The sequence below is a fragment of the Cupriavidus sp. 22TCCZM04-2 genome, from assembly GCF_057798895.1.
The window spans coordinates 31,731-54,433 of sequence record NZ_JBYOJS010000002.1 but is presented as its reverse complement, the minus strand read 5'-3'; the positions used below and the strand labels follow the sequence as shown (position 1 = coordinate 54,433).

General features: G+C 66.5%; 19 protein-coding genes. 13 read left to right on the top strand and 6 right to left on the bottom strand.

Annotated features, from left to right (window positions below; genetic code table 11):
• Window positions 1-343 precede the first annotated feature (343 nt).
• The 4 genes from AC3FKG_RS03580 to AC3FKG_RS03565 are packed head-to-tail and all read left to right on the top strand — an operon-like array spanning window position 344 to window position 4,199.
• The gene (locus AC3FKG_RS03580) at window positions 344-1,336 is read left to right on the top strand and encodes a Bug family tripartite tricarboxylate transporter substrate binding protein (protein ID WP_483713202.1); all 993 of its coding nucleotides are present in this window, start codon (window positions 344-346) and stop codon (window positions 1,334-1,336) included.
• 45 nt (window positions 1,337-1,381) lie between these two features.
• Window positions 1,382-2,317, top strand: coding sequence for a 3,5-dioxohexanoate:acetyl-CoA acetone transferase (gene kce, locus AC3FKG_RS03575; protein WP_483713204.1), 936 nt, complete (start codon window positions 1,382-1,384; stop codon window positions 2,315-2,317).
• Window positions 2,318-2,348: 31 nt separating this feature from the next.
• Entirely contained in the window at window positions 2,349-3,437 is a 1,089-nt protein-coding gene (locus AC3FKG_RS03570; protein WP_483714444.1) for an AraC family transcriptional regulator, read from the top strand.
• A 15-nt stretch (window positions 3,438-3,452) separates the two neighbouring features.
• On the top strand, window positions 3,453-4,199 hold the full coding sequence (locus AC3FKG_RS03565; RefSeq protein WP_483713206.1) for an SDR family NAD(P)-dependent oxidoreductase: 747 nt from the start codon (window positions 3,453-3,455) through the stop codon (window positions 4,197-4,199).
• Between the two features lie 63 nt (window positions 4,200-4,262).
• Here AC3FKG_RS03565 and AC3FKG_RS03560 read toward each other — a convergent pair whose 3' ends face one another.
• From AC3FKG_RS03560 to AC3FKG_RS03540, 5 genes are read right to left on the bottom strand one after another with little or no spacing between them, the layout of a single operon-like run.
• Window positions 4,263-5,450 carry a c-type cytochrome gene (locus tag AC3FKG_RS03560; RefSeq protein WP_488742442.1) on the bottom strand — a complete coding sequence of 396 codons (1,188 nt, stop codon included), beginning with the start codon at window positions 5,448-5,450 and terminating at the stop codon, window positions 4,263-4,265.
• A gap of 31 nt (window positions 5,451-5,481) precedes the next feature.
• Window positions 5,482-6,294, bottom strand: a complete 813-nt coding sequence (locus AC3FKG_RS03555; protein WP_488742441.1) for an ABC transporter ATP-binding protein — start codon at window positions 6,292-6,294, stop codon at window positions 5,482-5,484.
• A complete protein-coding gene (locus AC3FKG_RS03550; RefSeq protein ID WP_483713211.1) occupies window positions 6,288-7,331 on the bottom strand; it encodes an ABC transporter permease in 1,044 nt (347 codons plus the stop codon). Before AC3FKG_RS03550 ends, AC3FKG_RS03555 begins: the two co-directional genes overlap by 7 nt.
• A 4-nt stretch (window positions 7,332-7,335) precedes the next feature.
• Window positions 7,336-8,373, bottom strand: a complete 1,038-nt coding sequence (locus AC3FKG_RS03545; protein WP_483713213.1) for an ABC transporter substrate-binding protein — start codon at window positions 8,371-8,373, stop codon at window positions 7,336-7,338.
• Between the two features lie 31 nt (window positions 8,374-8,404).
• Window positions 8,405-9,502, bottom strand: a complete 1,098-nt coding sequence (locus AC3FKG_RS03540) for an LLM class flavin-dependent oxidoreductase (protein ID WP_488742440.1) — start codon at window positions 9,500-9,502, stop codon at window positions 8,405-8,407.
• Window positions 9,503-9,761: 259 nt separating this feature from the next.
• Here AC3FKG_RS03540 and AC3FKG_RS03535 point away from each other — a divergent pair, with 259 nt between their 5' ends.
• The 6 genes from AC3FKG_RS03535 to AC3FKG_RS03510 all read left to right on the top strand — a co-directional run bounded on the left by AC3FKG_RS03535 (window position 9,762) and on the right by AC3FKG_RS03510 (window position 18,892).
• On the top strand, window positions 9,762-10,970 hold the full coding sequence (locus AC3FKG_RS03535) for an acyl-CoA dehydrogenase family protein (RefSeq protein WP_488742439.1): 1,209 nt from the start codon (window positions 9,762-9,764) through the stop codon (window positions 10,968-10,970).
• A 65-nt stretch (window positions 10,971-11,035) separates the two neighbouring features.
• Entirely contained in the window at window positions 11,036-11,659 is a 624-nt protein-coding gene (locus AC3FKG_RS03530; RefSeq protein WP_488742438.1) for a cysteine dioxygenase family protein, read from the top strand.
• The gene (locus tag AC3FKG_RS03525; RefSeq protein WP_488742437.1) at window positions 11,656-13,263 is read left to right on the top strand and encodes a rhodanese-related sulfurtransferase; all 1,608 of its coding nucleotides are present in this window, start codon (window positions 11,656-11,658) and stop codon (window positions 13,261-13,263) included. Before AC3FKG_RS03530 ends, AC3FKG_RS03525 begins: the two co-directional genes overlap by 4 nt.
• Window positions 13,264-13,443: 180 nt before the next feature.
• A complete protein-coding gene (locus AC3FKG_RS03520; RefSeq protein ID WP_488742436.1) occupies window positions 13,444-14,331 on the top strand; it encodes an alpha/beta fold hydrolase in 888 nt (295 codons plus the stop codon).
• A gap of 379 nt (window positions 14,332-14,710) precedes the next feature.
• On the top strand, window positions 14,711-16,273 hold the full coding sequence (locus AC3FKG_RS03515) for an AMP-binding protein (RefSeq protein ID WP_488742435.1): 1,563 nt from the start codon (window positions 14,711-14,713) through the stop codon (window positions 16,271-16,273).
• 1,245 nt (window positions 16,274-17,518) lie between these two features.
• The gene (locus tag AC3FKG_RS03510; RefSeq protein WP_483713221.1) at window positions 17,519-18,892 is read left to right on the top strand and encodes an MFS transporter; all 1,374 of its coding nucleotides are present in this window, start codon (window positions 17,519-17,521) and stop codon (window positions 18,890-18,892) included.
• Here the strand turns inward: AC3FKG_RS03510 and AC3FKG_RS03505 are convergent.
• Window positions 18,886-19,857 carry a LysR substrate-binding domain-containing protein gene (locus tag AC3FKG_RS03505; RefSeq protein ID WP_483713222.1) on the bottom strand — a complete coding sequence of 324 codons (972 nt, stop codon included), beginning with the start codon at window positions 19,855-19,857 and terminating at the stop codon, window positions 18,886-18,888. The two genes, AC3FKG_RS03510 and AC3FKG_RS03505, sit on opposite strands and share 7 nt — an antisense overlap.
• 93 nt (window positions 19,858-19,950) lie before the next feature.
• Between AC3FKG_RS03505 and pcaH the strand changes: the two genes are divergently transcribed.
• From pcaH to AC3FKG_RS03490, 3 genes are read left to right on the top strand one after another with little or no spacing between them, the layout of a single operon-like run.
• The gene (gene pcaH, locus AC3FKG_RS03500; protein WP_483713223.1) at window positions 19,951-20,652 is read left to right on the top strand and encodes a protocatechuate 3,4-dioxygenase subunit beta; all 702 of its coding nucleotides are present in this window, start codon (window positions 19,951-19,953) and stop codon (window positions 20,650-20,652) included.
• A 4-nt stretch (window positions 20,653-20,656) separates the two neighbouring features.
• Window positions 20,657-21,226: a protocatechuate 3,4-dioxygenase subunit alpha gene (gene pcaG, locus AC3FKG_RS03495; protein WP_483713224.1), complete on the top strand. Its 570-nt coding sequence runs from the start codon at window positions 20,657-20,659 to the stop codon at window positions 21,224-21,226.
• A gap of 58 nt (window positions 21,227-21,284) precedes the next feature.
• A complete protein-coding gene (locus AC3FKG_RS03490; protein ID WP_488742434.1) occupies window positions 21,285-22,673 on the top strand; it encodes a 3-carboxy-cis,cis-muconate cycloisomerase in 1,389 nt (462 codons plus the stop codon).
• The last annotated feature ends 30 nt before the right edge of the window (window positions 22,674-22,703 follow it).

Below are 22,703 nucleotides of genomic sequence, written 5' to 3'. Positions count from 1 at the left end.
GGGCGGGTGTTCTGGTCTCCGTGTTTCCGGCTTGGATCCGGTTCAACGAGTATCTTTCTCGCCCGCCGCGCACGCTTGTTTATCCGGGACATCCGTTTGTCGAGTTGGGGCAGGTCTGGGGCAGGTGTCGCGGATCTGCGCAACCGGCGCGGCGTTGGAGTCGCCCCATGTGGCATCGGCACGGTTGGAGCGCCTGCTGTCACGATCTGCACATTTCTGTCGCGCGATGCAAAGCGGCCGGCCGCACGCGCCCACAGAATGCTCCTGACGGCCATATCAAAGCCGGGCCAAGGCATCCAGGGATGGCATGGACCCGGACCAAGAGACCCCCTAAGGAACCGCGATGAAGTCCTTCCCGAAGTTTGCACGCCAGGCGCTGGCGCCGATGATTGCCTCGATTGCCCTGGCGCCAGTGGCGCAAACCGCGAATGCGGCCGAATGGCCAGCCAAGCCCGTGCGGATCATCGTGGGGGCGCCGCCGGGCGGAACCGCCGATATCCTGGCGCGCTTGTTTGCGCATGAATTGCAGCGCCCGCTCGGACAGCCGGTGATCGTCGACAACAAGGCCGGCGCGGCGGGAACCATCGGCGTGCATGGCATGCTCTCGGCACCGCGGGACGGCTATACCTTCCTGCTGATCCAGAAGGGTATCGTCGCGGAAGTGCCCCACGTCATGAAGGTCACTTTCGATCCGTTCAAGGACCTCGTGCCCGTGACGCAGCTGACCCGGCAGGGGCTTGTGCTGGTCGGCAAGCCCGGCCTGCCCGCGAAGAACCTTGCGGAGCTGATTACCTACATCAAGGCGAACCCGGGCAAGATCGATTACGCGAACTTCGGTGCCGGCATGCGCGGCCAGACCATCGGCGTGCAGTTCAACCGGCTGGCCGGCCTGAACACGGGCACCGTGAGCTACAAGGGGTCGCCCCCCGCGCTGCAGGACGTGATGGGCGGGCATGTCCCGCTCATGTTCGACGGCCCGGCCACTTCGCTGCCGTTCATCAAGTCGGGGCAACTGAAGGCATTCGCCATTGCCTACCCGAAGCGGATCCCGGCACTCCCGGACGTTCCCACGTTTGCCGAGCTCGGTTTCCCGGACCTGAAGGAAGTGAGCTGGATGGGCCTGTGGTCCGCGCCGGGCGTGCCGCCCGACGTGATTGCCAGGATGCGGGAAGCGACGCTCAAGGTCATGCAATCGCGCGATGTCCAGAAGAAGATCGAAGACCTCGGCATGGAGATCGGCTCGGCGGCGACCAGCGAAGAGCTTTCCAGGGACGCGCGTGAATCGTACGAACGCCAGGGCAAGCTGCTGCGCTCGATCAACTTCACCCCGGATTGACGGTTCATTTCAGCGTCTGCAAGAAAACGAACGGAGACACCTTCCATGGCAGCCCCCCAAAGCAAGGTCATCGTGACCTGCGCCGTGACCGGCGGCATCCACACGCCGACCATGTCGCCTTATCTGCCGATTACGCCGGCCGAGATCGCCAGTGAAGCCATCGCGGCGGCCGAAGCCGGTGCTTCGATTGTCCACCTGCACGCACGCAAGCCCGACAACGGCCAGCCGTCGCAGGACCCGGCGCTGTTCCGCGAGTTCCTGCCAGTCATCGCCGAGCGCTCGGATGTCGTGATCAACCTGACCACGGGCGGCGCGCCGAACATGCTCGTGGAGGAGCGCCTGCAGCCTGCCTTGCAGCTCAAGCCGGAAGTGGCGTCGCTGAACATGGGCTCGATGAACTTTGGCCTCTACCCGATGCTCGAGCGGCACAAGGAATTCAAGCATGACTGGGAGCGTCCCTACCTGGAGGGCTCCGAGGACCGCGTGTTCCGCAATACCTTCAAGGAGATCCGCTACATCCTTGAATCGTGCGCGGACAACGGCACGCGCTTCGAGATCGAATGCTACGACACCAGCCATCTCTACACGGCGGCGCATTTCGTGGACCGGGGCATTCTCAAGGCGCCGTTCTTCATCCAGTCGGTGTTCGGCCTGCTGGGCGGCATCGGCTCGCATCCCGAAGACGTGATGCACATGCGCAGGACGGCGGAGCGGCTGTTCGGCAAGGACTACTACTGGTCCGTGCTCGGCGCGGGCCGCAGCCAGTTCCCGCTGGCCACCATGGGCGCGTCGATGGGCGGCAACGTTCGCGTCGGGCTGGAAGACTCGCTGTGGGACGGCCCGGGCCAACTCGCGAAGAGCAACGCCGGGCAGGTGCAGCGCATGGTGTCGATCCTGAAGTCGCTGAACCTGGAAGTCGCCACCCCGGCCGAAACACGGGACATGCTGCAGCTGAAGGGCAAGCATGCCGTCGGGTTCTGACGCAGGCGACCCGTCGCACAGCGGGAATGCCATGCAGTCCGTCGGCAAGCTGATCCGCAGTGCGAGCCTGAACGGCTATATCGCGCTGGTGACGTCGCTGGGACGCGACCCGCACGCGTATCTGCGCGCGGTCGGGTTGTCGGCCGCGCTGCTGGAGAACCCCGAGCAACTGATTCCCAGCCATGCCGTGCGCGAACTGCTCGAACTGACCGCGCAGGCTACCGGCATGGAAGACTTTGCGCTGCAGCTGGCCGGACAGCGGACGTTCTCGAACCTGGGGCCCATCAGCCTGGTCCTCAAGGAAGAGCCGACGCCGCGGCAGGCGCTCGATACCTTGTGCCGCTACCTGAAGCTGCTCAGCGCCACGCTGGTCACGCACATCGAGGACAACGGGCACGCCGTCGTCGTTCGCGAAGACCTGCTGCCGAGCCCAGGCTTGTCCACGCGCCAGGCGATGGAGCTTGCCGTGGGCGTGAAGTTTCGCATTCTGCGCGAACTGATCGGTCCGCGCTGGCAGCCGGTCGAAGTCTGCTTCACGCACCGGGCGCCGGCCGATGCGACCGCGCACCGCACCTTCTTTGGTTGCCTGCCGAAGTTCAACCAGTCCTTCAACGGCATGGTCTGCATGGCGGCCGACCTGCAGATACCGCGCACGCCGGGCGACCCCGGCGCCGCGCGCTTTGCGCGGGACTATCTGGAAGCGGCGCTGCGGCGTCGCGATGAGGGTGTGCGCGAATCGTGCCGCGCGCTGATGCTGGTGCTGCTGCCCGCCGGCCGCTGCACGGCCGAGCAGCTCGCCCATCGTCTGCGCGTCGACCGCCGCACGCTGCATCGCTATCTCAGCGCCGAAGGGCTGACGTTCTCGACCCTGCTCGAGCAGGTGCGCCTGGAACTGGTGGTACGCCACCTGCAGGAAAGCGACCAGCCGATCGGCGAAGTGGCCGGCTTGCTGGGCTTCTCGACGCTAAGCAGTTTCAGCCACTGGTTTCGCGCTGCCTTTGGCTGCAGCGCGACCGACTGGCGCAGGCAGCACGCGCCTGCCATCGGGCCAGTTTCCGCCGGACCCGTGCCGGTACACGCAGTGACCGCGATGCCTGCGGACTATTCCACATTGGATTGATCCTTGGAGAGAGACATGAAAAATGCCGTCGTGCTGGTGACCGGTGCCACGTCCGGAATCGGCTATGCCGCAGCACTTGCATTCGGCCGCGAGGGGGCGCGACTGGTCTGTTCCGGCCGCAACGAGGCTGCTGGCGCCCGTCTGGTTGCCGAATTGCGCGAACTGGGCGCGGAGGCCGAGTTCGTGCGTGCCGAGGTCAGCAGCGAAGACCAGGTCCGCCATCTTGTCGACCAAACGGTGGCCCGTTTCGGGCGGCTCGATGTGGCGGTGAACAGCGCGGGTACGGAGGGGACGCCAGGATCGATCGTCCACCAGACCGTTGAATCCTATTCCGCGACGTTCGATGCGAACGTGCTGGGAACGTTCCTGAGCATGAAGCACGAACTGCGCGTCATGCTCGCGCAGGAACATGGCGTCATCGTCAATCTCTCGTCCACGATGGGAAGCCGCGGCAATCCGCAGAATCCGATCTATGTAGCGAGTAAGCACGCGATCGAAGGCCTCACCAAGTCGGCAGCGCTTGACGCGGCGCGAGCCAATGTTCGCGTGAATGCCGTCGCACCGGGGCCGATCGACACCGGCATGCTGGATCGCATTGCAGGCGGCGCAGCGAAGGTCGCGGCAGTCGCGGCGGGCATTCCGGCGGGACGTATTGGCACGCCCGAGGAAGTGGCTGACGCGATCGTGTTTTTGGCATCGGACCGCTCCCGCTACATCTCGGGACAGATCCTGGCGGTGAATGGCGGGAAGACGGCTATGTAGAAAAAAGGGGCTCTGGGAGGATGATTGGGGTTGTCGTTCTCTGGCAGGACGCACCCCTCGTCCTCAATGAACAAATCCGCCCTTTACGAACCTGACTGGTTCCTCATCCATTCGCAGTACCAACCCCGTGAGACCGTTGGCGGCCGGCGCGCCACGGGGAGCCTCGATGGAGCGCCCGGTCCGGCAAACCATATCCGCATCCGACCACCCTCTTACCCCCGGCGCACCACGCGCCCGCAGCCACCCATCGCGGTCGGCCAGCAACTCCGTCCCACCCAGCCCATCGACCGGCACGCCGGCAATCCGCGCAAACACCTCCCACGCATGCGCAGATGCCGCGACGCAGTTGGCCCGAAAGCGCGGGACGCCGGCAGGCAAGGTGCCATCGCGCGTCAGCAGCAAGGTCTGGAACCGTGGATCCAGCATCGGCAGCGAACCGATATCTCCATCAAACGCGACCACACGCACGCGCTGCCTAACAGACCACTGCGCAAGCGAACGTGGCGACAAGTCATCACCGCATCGCACGGGCGTATCCGGCAATCGCAGGGCGATCGGCCAACTGCCGTTGGCGACGACGCCGCTGCCTGCGGCCAGCGCCTTCATGTAGTCCAGTACCGCCCATGTGTCTGCATCGTTCAGCGCATGGCCAAACGCGGGCATGGTGATCTCGCCCTGCGCATTGCGCATGCCATCCACGACATGCCAGAACAACTCGCCATCCGCACGTCGCGCGAGCAGCGGGCTGACCAGCGTAGGCGGCCAGCGCTGCAGTGAAGCCGCCAGCGGTCCTTCCCCGCGGCCATCCTCGCCATGGCAGGACGCGCAGTGCTGCGCATAAACCTTCGCACCGCGTGCGACGGCATCGACGGAGAACCCTGTGGGGCTGGCGTGGAAACTCGTCGGCACCGCAGCCCTGAACAGCAGCGACGGCGAAGGCCAGGGCGCAAGGACGAGCGCCAGGCCGGCGATAGCAAGCAAGACACCGCGGCAACGGCGCCACGCCATGGCCATGGCGACCAACACCAGTGCCACCACCACCGCACCGACCGACCAGGCGAGATGCCGTGCCAGGCCAAGGTCGATCAGCAGCGTTTCCCCGGCAATGCGCCGCGCCCACGGCCAGGCGGGCTGGCCGTGGGCATCACCGGTCAGGCCGAGCGCATGCCAGAGTCGTAGCAGCGCAAGCTGGGCATCCTGGAACAGGACAAGCAGGGTATTGAGCCACGCCTGCACAGGCAGGCCGTTCATGGGCGCATCGCCCCATCAACCCGGGACATTCTCACCAGCTCGCATCCAGTCCAAGGTGGCGCAACGCTTCGTGACGCAGCTCTGTCAGGCGCGGATCCCCGCGACGCCGCGGATAGGGCAGGTCCACGGTCAGTTCGGCGCGGATCTTCGCTGGCCGGTCACTGAAGATGATCACCCGCTGCGCCAGGAACAAGGCCTCCTCCACGTCGTGCGTGACTAGCAGCGCCGAAAAGCCCGAGCGTTGCCACAGCTCGACGAGATCGCTCTGCATGGCCAGGCGCGTGAGCGAGTCGAGCTTGCCAAGCGGTTCGTCCAGCACGAGCAGACGCGGGTCGTTGACCAGCGCGCGCGCCAGCGCCACGCGCTGCGCCATGCCGCCCGAAAGCTGGTGCGGAAAAGCGCGCTCGAACGATTCCAGGCCCACGCGCTTTAGCGCCGCATCGACGCGATGCCGCTCCTGCCGGACGATGCCGCGCGCCTGCAGCCCCAGTGCGACGTTGTCCCACACGCGCCGCCACGGGTACAGGGTCGGATCCTGGAACACGACGATGCGCGACGGGTCGGGCTCGGTGATCGGCGCGCCGTCCTGGAGCAGTTCGCCGGAGACCGGCGTGTCCAGTCCGGCGACCAGGCGCAGCAGCGTGGACTTGCCGCAACCGCTGGGGCCAAGCAGCGCGACGAACTCCCCGGGGGCGACAGTCAGGTCGACGCCATCCAGCACTTGCAGGCGGCTGTCGCCGCTGCCGAACCAGTGGCTGACCTGGCGGATATCGATGTGTGCGCCAGCGGCTGAAGCTTGGGAGTGCCCCCTTGCGGAGGGAGGACGTTCCGCGATGGCTACCATTTGACGGTTCCTTTCTGCCACGACAGCGCGCGATCGCGCACGGTGAACAGCAGCGTGATGACGCCGGAGAAGAGTAGCGCCATCACGATCAGCGCCGCATACATGTTGACGTACGAGGCCCAGCCCTGTGCCCAGGTCAGGTACCAGCCGAGGCCCGATTTCACGCCCATCATCTCGGCGGTCACGAGCACGGAGAACGAAGCCCCCAGGCCCATGAACAGGCCGACGAACACCTGCGGCAACGCCGCCGGAATCGCCACGCGCAGCACCAGGAACCAGCCCGACGCCCCCATCGTGCGCGCGACGTCATAGTAGCTCTTGTTGACGCTGGCCACGCCCGACCAGGTCAGCACAGCGACCGGAAAAGCCGTGGCCAGGGCGATCAGGAACACCGCGGCGGAATAGCTCGACGGGAAGAAGTAGAACGTCAGCGGCAGCAGGGCGGTGGAGGGCAGCGGGCCCAGCACGCGCAGCACCGGATGTACCCAGTAGCCGATGCGCCGCGACCAGCCGATCGACACGCCGACCAGGAATCCGGCGATGCCGCCATAGGCCACGCCGAGACCGAGCAGCCTGAGCGTGTTGAACGCGCTGTCGCCAAGCCGGGGCCAGTCATCGGCAAAGACTTCGATCAGCGCCTGCGGCGGCGCGAAAAACGGCGTCGGCAGGGTCGCGGTCTTCGCCGTCAGGATCTCCCACGCGGACAGCACCAGGGCCAGTGCGACCAGCCACGGTCCGCCAGCGTGCAGTTTGCCCAACGTGCCGCGTGGCAGCGGTGCGCGCGTGCCGGCGAGCGCGAACGCGGCCAGCACGGTTGCCGCCGCGATGCCGGCGATGCCCAGTTCCTCGGTATAGGCCCAGTCGGAGAAGCCCGCCACCTTGTTGGGCCAGCGCCATGTGATGGCGCCGAACGCCGCCCACGCAGCGGCTGCGGCGACGCCTGCCGGCCAGGGGCGCCAGGCATCCGGTGCCGGTGTCGCGTGGGTGCCGGCGCCGCGCGCCAGTGCCGGATCGAGTGCGGATTGGCTTGTGGTCATCGCATTACCCCAGGACATTGGCGTAGACATGCTGCGCCAGGCGTCTGGCATCGGTGTTCTTCTTGAGTACGCCGATGCGGCGGAAATCGTCGGCGTAGAAGGCGATCTCTTCCTGCAGGTCCACGCCAGTCGGATGGTGCGTATAGGTCAGCGTGGCGTAGAGCTTGCGCAGGTCATCAAGGTTGATCTTCGGCGAATACTTCGCAAAGACCCTGGCGGCCTCGTTCGGGTTCTCGTTGACGAACTCGGTTGCCTGCACCATCGCGCGCGCCAGCGACGCCGCCGCGGGGCGATCATTGCGCACCAGCTCGCCGCGCGCGCCGACCACGCAGCAGACCTTGCGCGCGTACTCGCCGGTCAGGTTGGTGGCCAGCTCGACGTAGGCGCCGTTGGTGCGCTTCTCCAGCAGGTAGAGGTTCGGATCGCCGTCGGCAATGGCCTGGATCTCGCCCTTGTCCACCGCCACGCCGAGCAGGTCGGCGGGGTACTGGCGCCAGGTGATGTCCTTGTCCGGGTCAATGCCGTGCTTGGCCAGCAGGATGGTGAAGAAGTGCTTGCCCGGCGCGGCCAGGTCGCTCACGCCGACGGTCTTGCCCTTGAGTTGCTGCAGGCTGTTCACGCCCGCCGCCTTCGATCCGACCAGCCGCACGCAGCCGCCGTGCGAACTGCCGATGATCTTGACGTCGAAGCCGGCTTCCAGCGGCTTGAGCCAGCGATGGATCATGCCGATCGCGGCATCGGCCTTGCCTGTCGCAATCGATTCGAGCAGCTGGTCGGTGGAGCCGCTGTAGTTCACCAGCTCCACCTGCAGCCCGTTCTTCTCGAAGAAGCCGCGCTCCTGCGCCACCACGACCGGCGTCAGGCAGAACGAGTTCTGGTTCCAGGCAAAGGTCAGCTTGCGCGGCGCGGACCAGGCCTGACGGCCAAGGATCAATGCCGGCGCGGCGATAGCGGCGGCGCCTGCTGCGCGCAGCACGCTACGCCGGCGCGCGTTGTGATCGGTCGCGCTGGCAAGCGCGTCGGCCGGTTCAGTATGGCTCATGGGTTCTCCCCGTTCCTGTTGAGATCGGATGTCAGGCGGCCTTGCGCGTCGCCTGTTGTGCCGCATCGCGCTGCGCAACCAGTTCGCGCACACGCGGAATCAGTTCGCGACCGTAGTCGGCCACGTCTTCGAGCGGATCGAAGCCGCGCAGCAGGAAGGTGGTCACGCCCAGGTCGTAGTACTGCAGCAGTGCATCGGCCACCTGTCCCGGCGTACCGACAAGGCCCGTGGAGTTGGAGCGGCCGCCGGTCTCGCGCGCAATCGCGGTCCACAGGCGCTGGTCGACACGGTCGCCCTGTCCGGCTGCGGCGAGCAGGCGGCGCGCGCCTTCGCTCTGCTGCGGGCCGCCGCGGCTGTAGCCCTGCTGCACGCGCAACGCGCGGGTGCGTTCCAGGATGCTGTCGGCGCGGGCCCATGCCTTCTCCTCGGTCTCGGCAAGCACCGGGCGGAACGACACCGAGAAGCGCACCTCGCGGCCATGCTGCGCGGCCTCGGCGCGCACGCGCTGGGTCAGATCGCGCACCTGGTCGAGCGATTCACCCCACAGCGCGTACACGTCGGCGTGCTTGCCCGCGACCTGCAGCGCGGCTTCGGACGCACCGCCGAAGTAGATCGGCACATGCGGCTTCTGCGCCGGCTTGACTTCGGAGAAACCATTGCTGAAGCGGTAGTACTTGCCTTCGTGGTCGAACGGCTTGTCCCCGGTCCAGATGCGTCGCAGGATGTCCAGGTACTCGTCGGTGCGCGCGTAGCGGTCGTCGTGGTTCAGGTAATCGCCATCGCGCTTCTGCTCGTCGTCGGAGCCGCCCGAGATGAAATGCACGCCGAGCCGGCCGCCGCTGAACTGGTCGAGCGTGGCGATCTGGCGCGCAGCCAGCGTCGGCGCGGTGAAGCCGGGGCGGTGGGCCAGCATGAAGTGGATGCGCTCGGTCACCGTGGCCGCATAGGAGATCGTCAGCGTGGCGGAAGGACCGGTGGAGTGGTGCGGCACCAGGATGCGGTCGAAGCCGGCCTGCTCGTGGGCCTGCGCAAAGGCGCGGACGTAGTCGCGATCGATCACCGGTCCCGTGGGGCGGTGGATCTCCGACTGTTTCTGGCTCTGGATCATGCCGATGATATCGACGCTCATGCGTGGTTCTCCTGACTGGAAGGGCGCAACGGTGCGCTTGCGCGGAAGACGCAAGGCGAGATGCGGAAGAGGAAGCGGGAAACGAGAAATGGCAAAGGAACTGAGCCACAAGGTACGCCCGATCCCCGCGAGACCGAACGAATAAAAACGACGGACCATATGCAGGATGCGTCGTTCTCGCCGCCGCCAGGCGCCGGTACGCTATGCGGCATTCGCCAGCGGCGTGCGTTCGCGCGCCGCGCCTTGCCAGGAATCCACCATGTCCCTGTCTTCCCTGCGCCGGCTGCCGAGCCGCGAACCGCTACTCGCCGATGTGCTCGCCCAGCTGACGCCGCGCCTTGCGGCCACCGCAGCGCAGCACGATGCCGATGCGAGCTTCCCGCACGAGAACTTCGCGCTGCTGCACCAGTACGGCCTGATCGCACAGGTCGTGCCGCGCAGTCACGGTGGCGGCGGTGCCGGCCTGGCCGAAGCGCGCCGCATCATCGCTGCGGTCGCCGGCGGCGATCCCGCGACGGCGCTTGTGCTGACCATGACTTACCTGCAGCACCGCGCCATCGGCCGCGCAGAGGCGCACTGGTCCGAGCCGCTGCGCAAGCAGGTGTTTGCGAGTGCCGTCGAGGACGGTGCACTGATCAATTCGCTGCGCGTGGAGCCGGACCTGGGTTCGCCCGCACGCGGCGGCTTGCCCGCGACGGTCGCCACGCGCGTGGCCAATGGCTGGCGACTGAGCGGACGCAAGCTCTACAGCACCGGCATTCCCGCCTTGCGCTGGCTCTCGGTCTGGGCGCGCACCGACGAGCCGCGGCCGCGCGTGGGCGTGTTCCTGGTGCCGCGACCCGTGGCCGGCGCTGCGGGTATCCGTGTCGTGGAAAACTGGAACCACATGGGCTTGCGCGCGTCGGGCAGCCACGAGACCGTACTCGATAATGTCTGGATTCCGCCGGAGAACGCCGTCGATATCCGTGAGCCATCCGCGTGGGCGCCTGCGGGTGCCAGCCAGGCCGACGTGGACGCCAACGCCGACCAGCAAGCCTGGATGGTGGTGCTGCTCGGCAGCCTCTATGACGCCGTGGCGCGCGCGGGCTTCGACTGGGTTCGCGGCTTTGTGCGGGAGCGCGCACCCGGCAGCCTTGGCGCACCGTTGGCGACGCTGCCACGCGTGCGGGAGGCAATCGGCGAGATCGCGGCGCTGCTGCACGCCAACCAGGCGCTGCTCGACGATGCCGCCGCGCGCACCGACGCCGGCACGCCGTCGACACCGACCGACAGCGGGCTGATAAAGTTCACGGTCACGAGCCAGGCGATCCGCGCGGTGGAACTGGCGCTGCAGCTTTCAGGCAACCACGGCCTGAGCCGCAACAACCCGCTGGAACGCCATTACCGCGACGTGCTGTGCAGCCGCATCCATACGCCGCAGAACGACTCGATCCTGGTGGCAGCGGGGCGCGTGGCGCTGATGCAATGAAAAGCAAAATGGTAAAGGAGCCCGTCAGGCAACCTTGAAGGCGTTCTCAGATACAGGAGACAGTTGTGAGCGAATCCCCCACCGCCAGCCGCGCTTCGCTCGCGCCGCTGCGCGAGTTCATCACCGGCCTGGCGGCACTGCTGGACCAGCAGCCCGACGAGCCGCGCATCCTGCGTGAAGGCGGCGCGTTGCTGGCCGCGCTGGTCGCGCGCGACGACTGGCTGCCCGATGCCTTCGCGCAGCCGCACCCCGAGTACTACCAGCAGATGCTGCTGCACTGCGATTCGGCCGAGCGCTTTTCCATCGTCAGCTTTGTCTGGGGACCGGGCCAGCGCACGCCGATCCACGACCACACGGTGTGGGGCCTGATCGGCATGCTGCGCGGCGCCGAATATTCGCAGCCGTTCGTGATCGATGCCGCCGGGCGACCCGTGGCGCATGGCGAGCCGACGCGGCTGGAGCCGGGACAGGTGGAAGCGGTATCGCCGACAGTGGGTGATATCCATCGCGTGCACAACGCCTATGACGACCGCGTCTCGATCAGCATCCACGTGTACGGTGCCAACATCGGCGGCGTGCGTCGCAGCGTTTATCCCGAGGCCGGTGAGCGCAAGCCGTTCATCTCCGGCTACTCCAACCCCTGCCTGCCCAATCCGTGGGACCGCTCGAAGGATTCCGCCGCATCATGACCGCTTCCGCTGAACAATTTCCGCTGATCACTCCGCAGGCCGTGCGCCAGGCGCTGCTCGACCGCAAGGAAATCGCGCTGCTCGATGTGCGCGAGGAAGACCCGTTTGCCCAGTCGCATCCGCTGTGGGCCGCAAATTTCCCGCTATCGAAGCTGGAACTGGAAGCATGGCCGCGCATTCCGCGGCGCGACACGCACATCGTGGTCTATGGCGAGCACGATGGCACCGACCTCGCGCCGCGCGCCGCAAGCGTGCTGCGCAAGCTCGGCTACACGGACGTGAACCTGCTCGACGGCGGTCTCGATGCGTGGATTGCCGCCGGCGGCGAAGTGTTCCGCGACGTCAACGTGCCGAGCAAGTCGTTCGGGGAAGTGGTCGAGGCCAGGCGCCACACGCCGTCGCTGGGCGCGCCGGAGGTCAAGGCACTGATCGACAGCGGCGCCGACGTGGTCGTGGTCGACGCACGCCGCTTCGACGAGTACCAGACCATGAGCATCCCCACGGCCACGAGCGTGCCGGGTGCCGAACTGGTGTTGCGCGTGCGCGAACTGGCGCCGAACCCGTCGACGCAAGTCATCGTCAACTGCGCGGGCCGCACGCGCAGCATCATCGGCACGCAGTCCCTGATCAATGCCGGCCTGCCGAACCCGGTGGCAGCGCTGCGCAACGGCACCATCGGCTGGACGCTTGCCGGTCAAACGCTTGACCACGGTGCCAGCCGGCGTGCGCCGCTGGACATCGGCGAGGCCAATCGCGAGAAGGCTCGCCAGGGCGCACGCGATATCGCAGCGCGCGCCGGGGTGCGGCGCGTCGCCCACGCGGCACTGGCATCGCTGGAGGCGCCGGGACGCACGCTCTACCGGTTCGATGTGAGGACACCCGAGGAATACGCCGGTGGCCACCTGCCCGGCTTTATCAACGCACCAGGCGGGCAGCTCGTGCAGGAGACCGACCACAGCGCGCCGGTACGCGGCGCGCGCATCGTGCTGGCCGACGATGACGGCGTGCGCGCGGACATGAGCGCGTCATGGCTCGCGCAGATGGGCTGGGACGTATCGGTGGTGGAGCCTGTCGACGCGGCGCTGCGCAGCGAGACCGGCGTGCCGCGCCTGCCCGCGCCCGACGCCGCGCCGGTCGAAGCCGTGTCGCCGGCAACGCTGGGCGCGTGGCTGCAAGCGCAGGATGGACAGACGGTCGTGCTGGACTTCACCAGCAGTGCCAACTATGTGAAGCGCCACATCCCCGGTGCATGGTTCGTCATTCGCGCACAGCTTGCCCTGGCGTTGACGGGCATTCCCGTGGCACGCCGCTACGTGCTGACCTGCGGCACCAGCCAGCTGGCGCGCTTCGCCGCCGAGGACCTGCGCGCGCTGACCGAGGCCGAGGTCTATGTGCTCGAAGGCGGCACGCTCGCCTGGCTGGCTGCCGGCTTGCCGGTGGAAAGCGGCGAAACCCATCTGGCCGTGCCGCGCACGGACCGCTATCGTCGTCCGTATGAGGGCACCGACAATGCGGCCACCGCGATGCAGGCCTACCTCGACTGGGAGTACGGCCTGATCGCCCAGTTGGACCGTGACGGCACGCACTTTTTCAACGTCGCCTGAAGCGGGGCGGCGGCGCTGGGCCGGTGCCGCCGCGCTGGATCCATGGATGGGAGTCCCCATTCGTGAGCAGCAGGAACTAATGAAGGTCTTGGTCGGAAATGCTGGCGCCTGATTTCCTGATTACACTGCCTTGGCTCTCAATGGACCGCGCAGGTCCTTGAACAGGAAAGGAGGCAGGCCGTGCAGGAAGGATTCAAGGGGTTCGAACATCGCCACGTGCAATGCGGGGACGTTGGCATCCATGCCGTCGTTGGCGGGCAGGGCCCGGCGCTGCTGCTATTGCATGGCCATCCGCAGACCTATGTGATCTGGCATAAGGTCGCGGCGTCGCTGGCGCGCCATTTCACGGTGGTGGCGGCGGACCTGCGTGGCTACGGGGACAGCGACAAGCCTGCCGGTCTGCCCGACCACGTGAACTACAGCAAGCGCGCGATGGCGCGCGATCAGGTCGAACTGATGTCCGCACTCGGCTTCGGGCGTTTTCGCGTCATGGCGCATGATCGCGGCGCGCGCGTGGCGCACCGCATGGCGCTGGATCACGGCGAACGCGTCGAACGTCTTGTCACGCTCGATATTGCGCCCACGCTGGCGATGTACGAGCAGACCAGCCTGGCCTTTGCCACGGCGTACTGGCACTGGTTCTTCCTGATCCGGCCTGCGCCGTTTCCGGAAACGCTGATCGAGGCGGACCCGGCGCTCTACCTGCGCAGCACCATGGGGGCGCGCAGTGCTGGGTTGGCGCCTTTTACTGACGCTGCGATGGCCGAGTACCTGCGCTGCCTGCAAATGCCCGGTGCCGCGCATGGGCTGTGCGAGGACTATCGTGCGAGTGCGGGTATCGATCTGGAGCATGATCGTGCCGACTTGGCCGCTGGACGCGTGGTGGAGTGCGAAATGCTGGCGTTGTGGGGGGAGCAGGGCGCCGTGGGCCAATGCTTCCGCCCGCTTGAGGAATGGCGCAAGGTGGCGCGGCGCGTCAATGGACATGGCTTGCCGTGCGGGCATTACATTGCTGAGGAGGCGCCGGAGTTGCTGTTGGAGCGTGTGTTGGCGTTTTTGCAGGGATGATTTTGGGGATTTGAATCGGTTCTCGTGCTTGGCTGACGCTGCTGTTTTTCCGGCGTAGCCGGCGACTCACGTTCTTGTCCGAGCGACAAGAAGGTAAGCAAAGAAACGCGTCGCTTGCCCTAACGGGCGGATATCTCCGTGGCCCGACACTGCCAGCGCTATCGCATCATCGCCTTCGGCTTCTACGCGTCGCTCAAATCGGGTAGTCAGCGGCGTCAACGGCGCGGGCGCCGCTGCTTCCTCCTTTCGGTTTTTACTGCAGCGCCGCCGTAAGCGTCCTACCGAAATGAGCGCCGCAGATTCGTCGCTTTAGACGAATCACCCGCCTGAACCGCTTCGCGATACTCGTCGGCACCCTTTGCTCCTGTTCCGATGCCCCATGACGCCTGCCGCCCTGACGCCATTCGAAGCCACCGATATCCGCACCCTGATCGATGAACAGGCCGTCCGGCGCGGCAATCACCCGTTCCTGGTGTGGGAGCCCTTCGATGGCGAAGGCGCGACGTGGTCCTATGCGCGGTTCGGCAACACGGTCCGGCGCTTCGCCGCCGGCTTGCAGGCGCGCGGCGTGCAACCCGGCGCGCGCGTGCTGGTGCACTTGGACAATTGCCCGGAATCGGTCATCGCCTGGCTCGGCTGCGCGTATGCCGGCGCCGTGCCCGTGACCACCAACACGCGTTCCAGCGCGGACGAGCTGGCCTTCTTCGCCAGCCACAGCGGCGCCGTGGCCGGCATCACCCAACCGCGGTTTGCGGCAATGGTTCGCCAGGCGGCCCCTGCATTGGCGTGGGTGGCGGTCACCGCGACCGACAACGGCGCGGCGCCGGAAGCCAATGTGGCCGGCTTCATGCCATTCACCACCATCGACGCCGATCCCGATACGCTGGCCCAGCGCCCGCATGATCCGATGGCGCCGTTCGGCATCCAGTACACCTCGGGCACCACGTCGCGACCGAAAGCCGTGCTGTGGAGCCATGCCAACGCGCTGTGGGGCGCGCAGCTGTGCGCGCGGCATGAAGATCTGCGCGCGGACGATGTCCATCTCGTGCACCTGCCGCTGTTCCATACGAACGCGCAAGTGTATTCGGTGGCAGCGTCGCTGTGGGTGGGCGCCACCGTGGTGCTGCTGCCGAAGTTCTCGGTATCGCGCTTCTGGCCGGTGTCGCTGCGGCATGGCTGCACCTGGACTTCGATGGTCCCGTTCTGCGTCCGCGCGCTGATGGGCCAGCCCCGGCCCAAGCGGCACAGCTACCGCCACTGGGGCAGCGGCGTGTGCGAGCCGCCCACCGACGCCCACTTCGGCGTAAAGACCATCGGCTGGTGGGGCATGACCGAAACCATCTCGCACGGCACCGTCGGCTCGCCGCATCGCGCCAATACGCCGATGTCGATGGGACGGCCGTCGCCGGGCTATGAGATTCATGTGCTCGATGAGCACGGCCAGCCGGTCGCGCCGGGCGAAACCGGAGACCTCTACGTGCGCGGCCAGCGCGGCGTATCGCTGTTCCTCGAGTACTTCAATGATCCCGCCGCCACGGCAGCGGGGTTTCGCGCCGATGGCCTGTTTATCACCGGCGACCGCGTCCGGCTCGGCGAGGACGGCGCGCTTTACTTCGCCGACCGCGCCAAGGACATGCTGAAGGTCGGTGGCGAGAACGTAGCGGCGTCGGAGATCGAGCGCGTGATCGCCCTGGTGCCCGGCGTGGCCGAAGTTGCCGTGGTGGCAAAGAAGCACCCGATGCTCGATCAAGTGCCGGTGGCCTTCGTCATTCCAGCCCGGGGAGCCGGCGCAGACCTGCCGTCGCGTATCCTGGCCGCGTGCACGGCACAGCTTGCCGACTTCAAACGGCCGCACGAGGTGAGGCTGGTGGATAGCCTGCCGCGTGCCACGCTTGAGAAAGTCGCCAAGGCGCAACTGCGAGCGATGCTGATGCAGGCGTAGCGCCGAAAGCATGGCCGTCGCAGCCGCGAGGCAGAATACAAGTGGGGGCTACTTTTTTCCGCGTTGGGGGTCGCATAAGGAAATCACGATGCCCGCTGGCATCGCCAATCGAATATTGCGCGGTTGTGGCGCCTGAGTATCGCGCCTGAATACTGGCTTGCCCCCAATAAAAACCAAGCCCCCGCAGAGGGGGGCTTGGAGAGGCGCGACCTTGATCTCGGGTTGGCGAATTACGAACCATCCGTGAACATATCCCGTCTGTCCGTGACTTTGGCACCGTCGGTGAACACATCCCTCCTGTCAGTGATTGCTCTACCTCCATCCGTGAATGGGTCCCGCGACCCCATTACGCTCGAGCCATCCGTGTAAACGTCCCGAGTCCCGGTGCCGGCATACGCAGCACCCGCGCCCAACGCTGCACTTGCCGCCGCAAGCAACAAAGCTGTTTTTAGCATTCTTCCACCTCCTTGTCGGTGGTTACGGGTTCCTCCCCGGAAAAAATTACATTCACTATAGGTTTGTGCGCTGCAGCTTGAAATGGCGGTCTTATACAGTTTTTTTATATTAAATATAATCGCGTGAAATATCATTTGTAATGAATTACTTAAATGTCGTATGACATGGTGCTGTCCGGGCGGCAAAACGAGCGTTATGGGTATTTTCACCAGCGTGGCTTCAGACCGCATTGGCAGCAGGAGGACTATGGTTTCGGGAAAACCTGTCGGAGCTGGAATCGGTGTCGGGCAGCCGAGGTGAAAAGCCTCACTGCGGGCGCTCGGGCCTGGTCCGTGCCTGCGCCAAAGCGATGATTTAGCCTTACGCGGCTCTTTCCGGACGGCGATCACATTGATCGGTGCTTAGCGCATCCTAAGCAATACGTCACGGCATGGAAAATGACATCTCGTGTTATTTCCATGAAATTCAGGCATGTATCCAAGTCGCTTCCGGTAGCCGGCAGCGAAAGATTGCGTCATTACGCCGATCTTCTCCGCCGGCAACTGACTCTCGTGTCAATGGCGCAAGTTTACCGCCAGGATAGTCTGTCCCCTGGCGTAATTCGCCTCGTCCGATGCCGTTCCCGATGACCTGTCGCGACGGGTTAACCCGGATACTTGTCGCTGATCCCCGGCGCCTAAGATCGGTTCCAATAGAGAACCATGGTTCGCTATCAGAACAAATGGCGGGTTTGCCGATTTGCCAGATCAGCACCCCTTGCCGATTTCCAAAGTCAAACGGAGACAACCCGTGCCCCAGTCCAACCCTGCGAAGGGCGGCGTCATCGACGTCCAGGCCCTGATCGACGAGCGGCCATTCACCGGCTACCAATGGCTGATCCTGATCCTGTGCTTCCTGATCGTTGCCGTCGACGGCTTTGATACAGCGGCCATCGGCTATATCGCCCCGGCACTGGTGCAGGACTGGGGCATCCAGAAATCCGAGCTGGGCCCTGTCATGAGCGCGGCGCTGTTCGGCCTGGCCTTTGGCGCCATCTTTGCCGGCCCGCTGGCCGATCGCGTCGGCCGCAAGCGCGTGCTGGTGCTGTCCGTCTTCTTTTTCGGCGTGTGTAGCCTGGCCACGGCCTTTGCGCCAAGCCTGGGCTGGCTGACCACGCTGCGTTTCCTGACCGGCCTGGGCCTGGGCGCCGCCATGCCCAACGCGGTGACGCTGACGTCCGAGTTCGCGCCGCAGCGCCGCCGTGCCGTACTGGTGAACACCATGTTCTGCGGCTTTCCGCTCGGCTCGGCGGTGGGCGGCTTCGTCGCGGCGGCCATGATCCCGAACTATGGCTGGCACAGCGTGCTTGTGCTGGGCGGCGTGCTGCCGGTCGTGCTGGCCGTGCTGCTGGTGCTGCTGCTGCCGGAATCGGTGCGCTACATGGTGCTGCGCAACTACCCGGCCGGACAGATCGGCAAGGTGTTGCAGCGCGTGACCGGTGCCGGCGCGGCGGCCGCAAGCTATGTCATCGGCGAGCAGGCGCCCGCGACGCGCTCGGCCATTGGCACGGTGCTGTCGCCGGGCTACCGCCTGGGCTCGGCCATGATGTGGGCCACGTACTTCATGGGCCTGGTGATCTTCTACCTGCTGACCAGCTGGATGCCCACGCTGATGAAGGACGCGGGCTTCTCGATCCAGCGCGCCTCGTTCCTGACCGCGCTGTTCCCGCTGGGCGGCGGCATCGGCACCATCGCCGCGGGCTGGTTCATGGATCGCTTCAACCCGAACAAGGTGATTGCGCTGACCTATGCCATCACCGGCGCGCTGATCTACGCCGTCGGGCAGGGCACCGGCAGCCAGGTGCTGCTGGGCGTGCTGATCTTCCTGGCGGGTACCGCGATGAACGGCGCGCAGTCGTCAATGCCGTCGCTGGCGGCGGCCTTCTACCCGACGCAGGGCCGTGCCACCGGCGTGGCATGGATGCTCGGCATCGGCCGCTTCGGCGGCATTACAGGCGCGCTGCTCGGCGCCGAACTGCTGCGCCTGCAGCTTGGCTTCGACACGATCTTCACGCTGCTGGCCGTGCCGGCCTTCCTGGCCGCCGTGGCGCTGATGGTGAAGCACTTCGGTGGCAGCCCCGCGCCGGCAGGCGAGCAGGGCGGCCGGCCCATGGCCGCTCACTGAGCCGGCTGGCCGCGCCGGGGAGCATCGGGATGCGCCGCCGCCCGGATGCAGTCGGCCAGTGCCTCGGCCATCGGCGTCAGGGTGCGGTCCTTGTGCCGCAGCAGGCCGACCGGCTCCTCGGTGCCCAGGGTATCGATGGGCAGTGCCACCAGCCCGCCCGCGTCCATGGCGCGGCGCGTGGCCGACATCGGAGCCGCCCAGACGCAATCGCTCTGTTCGGCCAGGAGGCGCCCCAGATAGGCGTCGGAAGTCTCCACGCAGCCATCCGGCAGCCGCAGGCCGTGGCGCGCCAGCAGGCTTTCGGTGTTGTGCCGCGGAATCGAGCCCGTGGCGGCAATCACCAGCGGCCACGCCAGGCAATCGAGCAATGTGGGGCGCGTGGTCCTGGCCAGCGCATGCCCGGGACGCACCGCCAGCACCAGGGAATCGGGCCCCAGCGACTCGAACCACAAGCTTTCCATCGCGACCGGATCATCCATGCGGCCGATCACCAGGTCGAGCACGTCGGCCTTGAGCTGGTCGATCAGGTTGCGGTTCATGCCGGTCCGCACGTCCAGGCCAACCTCGGGATACGTGGCGCGAAAGCGCAGCAAGGCATCGGTCAATACCGCCGGCACCACGCTCGGCAGTGCACCGAGCCGTATCCGTTCATGCGTCAGCGCGGTTTCCCCCGTGACGCTGCCGGCGGCGGCATCGATATCGGCCAGGATGCGCAGTGCATGCTGCAGGAAGCGCGTGCCCGCCGCGGTCAGTTCGGTGCCCGCGCGCTGCCGCACCAGCAGCCGCGTGCCGGCCAGTTCCTCCAGCTCGCTCAGCGTCTTGGAAACGGCCGGCTGGGTCAGGCCAAGCCGGTCCGCCGCGCGCCCGAGGTGCTGGGTTTGCGATACCGCCACGAAGCAATAGAGATGCCGCAGCCGCACGCGGTTGCGGAAGACATCCTGCGCGGCCTGCTCCTGTCGTTCCATATCGAAAATTCATCCTAATCCGGTAATAACTCAATTTACATGACTTTGTGTGTCACCTAAAGTCATTCCACCGCTAAAACACGGAGACGAAGCATGCCCCGCCTCGCCCAGTACCGTCGCCCCTATTGGGACACCCAGCCTGAATACCGTTTTGACCCTTATGCATCGACCGTGCTGCGCTCACCCACGCAGCCGTTGGTGCGGATTCCGCAGTCTCTCTCGGAAGTCACGGGTCCCACCTTCGGCGCAGAGTTCGTGCGTGCCGGCGACAACGACCTGACCATCGGCAATGGCGGCGAGCCCCTCGGCGAGCGCATTCTGGTCACTGGCCGCGTGCTGGACGAGAACGGCCGCCCGGTGCCGAACGCGCTGATCGAGGTCTGGCAAGCCAACGCTGCGGGCCGCTACACGCACAAGCGCGACCAGCACGATGCCCCGCTCGATCCGCACTTCTCCGGCGAAGGCCGCATGGTGACCGACGCCAACGGCCGCTACCAGTTCAAGACCATCAAGCCCGGTGCCTACCCATGGCGCAACCACCACAACGCCTGGCGGCCGCAGCATATCCACTTCTCCCTGTTCGGCAACGCCTACGCGACGCGGCTGGTCACGCAGATGTACTTCCCCGGCGACCCACTGCTGCCGTACGACCCGATCTACAACTGCGTGCCCGACGAGAAGGCGCGCGAACGCCTGATCGCCACCTTTGACTGGGAGACCACGCAGCCCGAGTACGCGCTGGGCTACCGTTTCGATATCGTGCTGCGTGGCCGCGATGCCACGCCGATGGAGTAAAAGCATGCTGTACGCCACCGCTTCGCAGACTGTCGGCCCTTATCTGCATATCGGCCTGACCGGCCTGAATTGCGCCGACCTCACCGCCGACGCGCCGGAACTGGCCGGCCAGCGCATCGTCATCGAAGGCCGCGTCATCGACGGCACCGGCGCGCCCGTGCCCGACGGCATGGTCGAGATCTGGCAGGCCAACCCGGCCGGCCGCTACCGCCATGCCGAAGACACGCGCGAACTGCCGCTGGTCGCGGGCTTCACCGGCTTCGGCCGCGTGCCGACCGCCGAGGATGGCTCGTTCCGCTTCGTCACCGTGAAGCCGGGCGTGGTGCCCGGCGCCGACGGCAAGCCGCAGGCGCCGCACATCATGGTGTCGGTGTTCATGCGCGGCCTGGTCAAGCACGTGGCCACACGGGTCTACTTTCCGGATGAGGCTGCCGCCAATGCTGCCGACGGCGTGCTGGCAATGGTGCCGGCCGAGCGGCGCGGCACGCTGATTGCCGCTGCGCAGGGCAATGGCGCGCTGCGTTGGGATGTGGTGCTGCAGGGGCCGGGCGAGACGGTGTTTTTCGACATCTGACGCTTCGCGCATAATCGTGCCGTCGCCAACGTCGTGACGGCACATCCACTACGCCCCCATGCCAAGCTCGTCCCGCCTTACCGATCCCATGTTCGGCAGCCCGGCCGTGCTGGAGATATTCTCCGATACCGGCACCGTGCGCGGCATGCTTGCCGTTGAAGCCGCGCTGGCCCGCGCCGAGTCGCGCTGCAATGTCATTCCCGTTTCCGCCGCGACGGTCATCTCCGAAGTCTGCACCGACGTCTCGGTCATCGACTTCGATGCACTTGCGCAAGCGGCCGTTGCCGCCGGCAACCTCGCCATTCCCTTCGTCAGGCAACTTACTGCCGCTGTCGCCGCGCGCGATGCCGAGGCCGCGCGTTTCGTCCACTGGGGCGCCACCAGCCAGGACATCATCGATACCGCACTCGTGCTTCAGCTTGGCGAAGCGATGCCGCACCTGCGGGCGGACCTGCTGGCACTGGGCAATGGCTGCGCGGCGCTGGCCGCGTCGCATCGCGACACGCCCATGGTCGGCCGCACCTGGCTGCAGCACGCCTTGCCCGCGACGTTTGGCCTGAAGGCCGCGGGCTGGCTCGATGCGCTGCGTCGCGACCTGCGCCGTGTCGATGCCGCCCGAGTCCATGCCAGCGCGCTGCAATTTGGCGGCGCGGCCGGCACGCTCGCGAGCCTTGGCCAATCCGCGCCGGCCGTCGCCCGTGCGCTCGCCGGCGAACTGAAGCTCGAAGTGCCCTCGCTGCCATGGCACGCGCACCGTGACCGCCTGGTCGAGGTGGCTACCGCGCTCGGCTTGCTGACCGGCACGCTCGGCAAGATGGCGCGGGATATCTCGCTGCTGATGCAGACCGAGGTCGCCGAAGTGGCCGAGCCAGCCGGCCCGGGCCGTGGCGGCTCCAGCACCATGCCGCACAAGCGCAACCCGGTTGGCTGTGCCGCCGTGCTCACCGCGGCCGTGCGCGTGCCGCCGCTGGTGGCTACCATGCTGTCGGGCATGGTGCAGGAACACGAGCGCGCACTGGGAGGCTGGCAGGCCGAGTGGGATACGCTGCCGCAGATCGTCACGCTTGCAGCCGGCGCGCTGCGCCAGATGGGGGAGGTGGTGTCAGGCCTGCAGGTGGATACTGCGCGCATGCGCGCCAATCTCGACATGACGCATGGCCTGATCCTCGGCGAAGCGGCTATGCTCGAACTCGGCGGTCGAATCGGCCGGCTCGAAGCGCACCATGTGGTGGAGCAGGCGTCGCGTCTCGCGGTGGCGCAAGGCACCACGCTGCGCGAAGCACTGGCACGGACGCTCAGCGAACATCCCGCCCATGCGGGCCTGCTCGATGAGGCTACCCTCGACCGCCTCGCCGACCCGGCCAACTACGCCGGCCAGTCGGCGGCCTTTGCCGATGCCGCCGTGCAGGCCTGGCATGCGGCGCTTGCCAGGCGCCGCGCCAGTTGACCGGCACAATCTCACACAGGATTCCAGGAG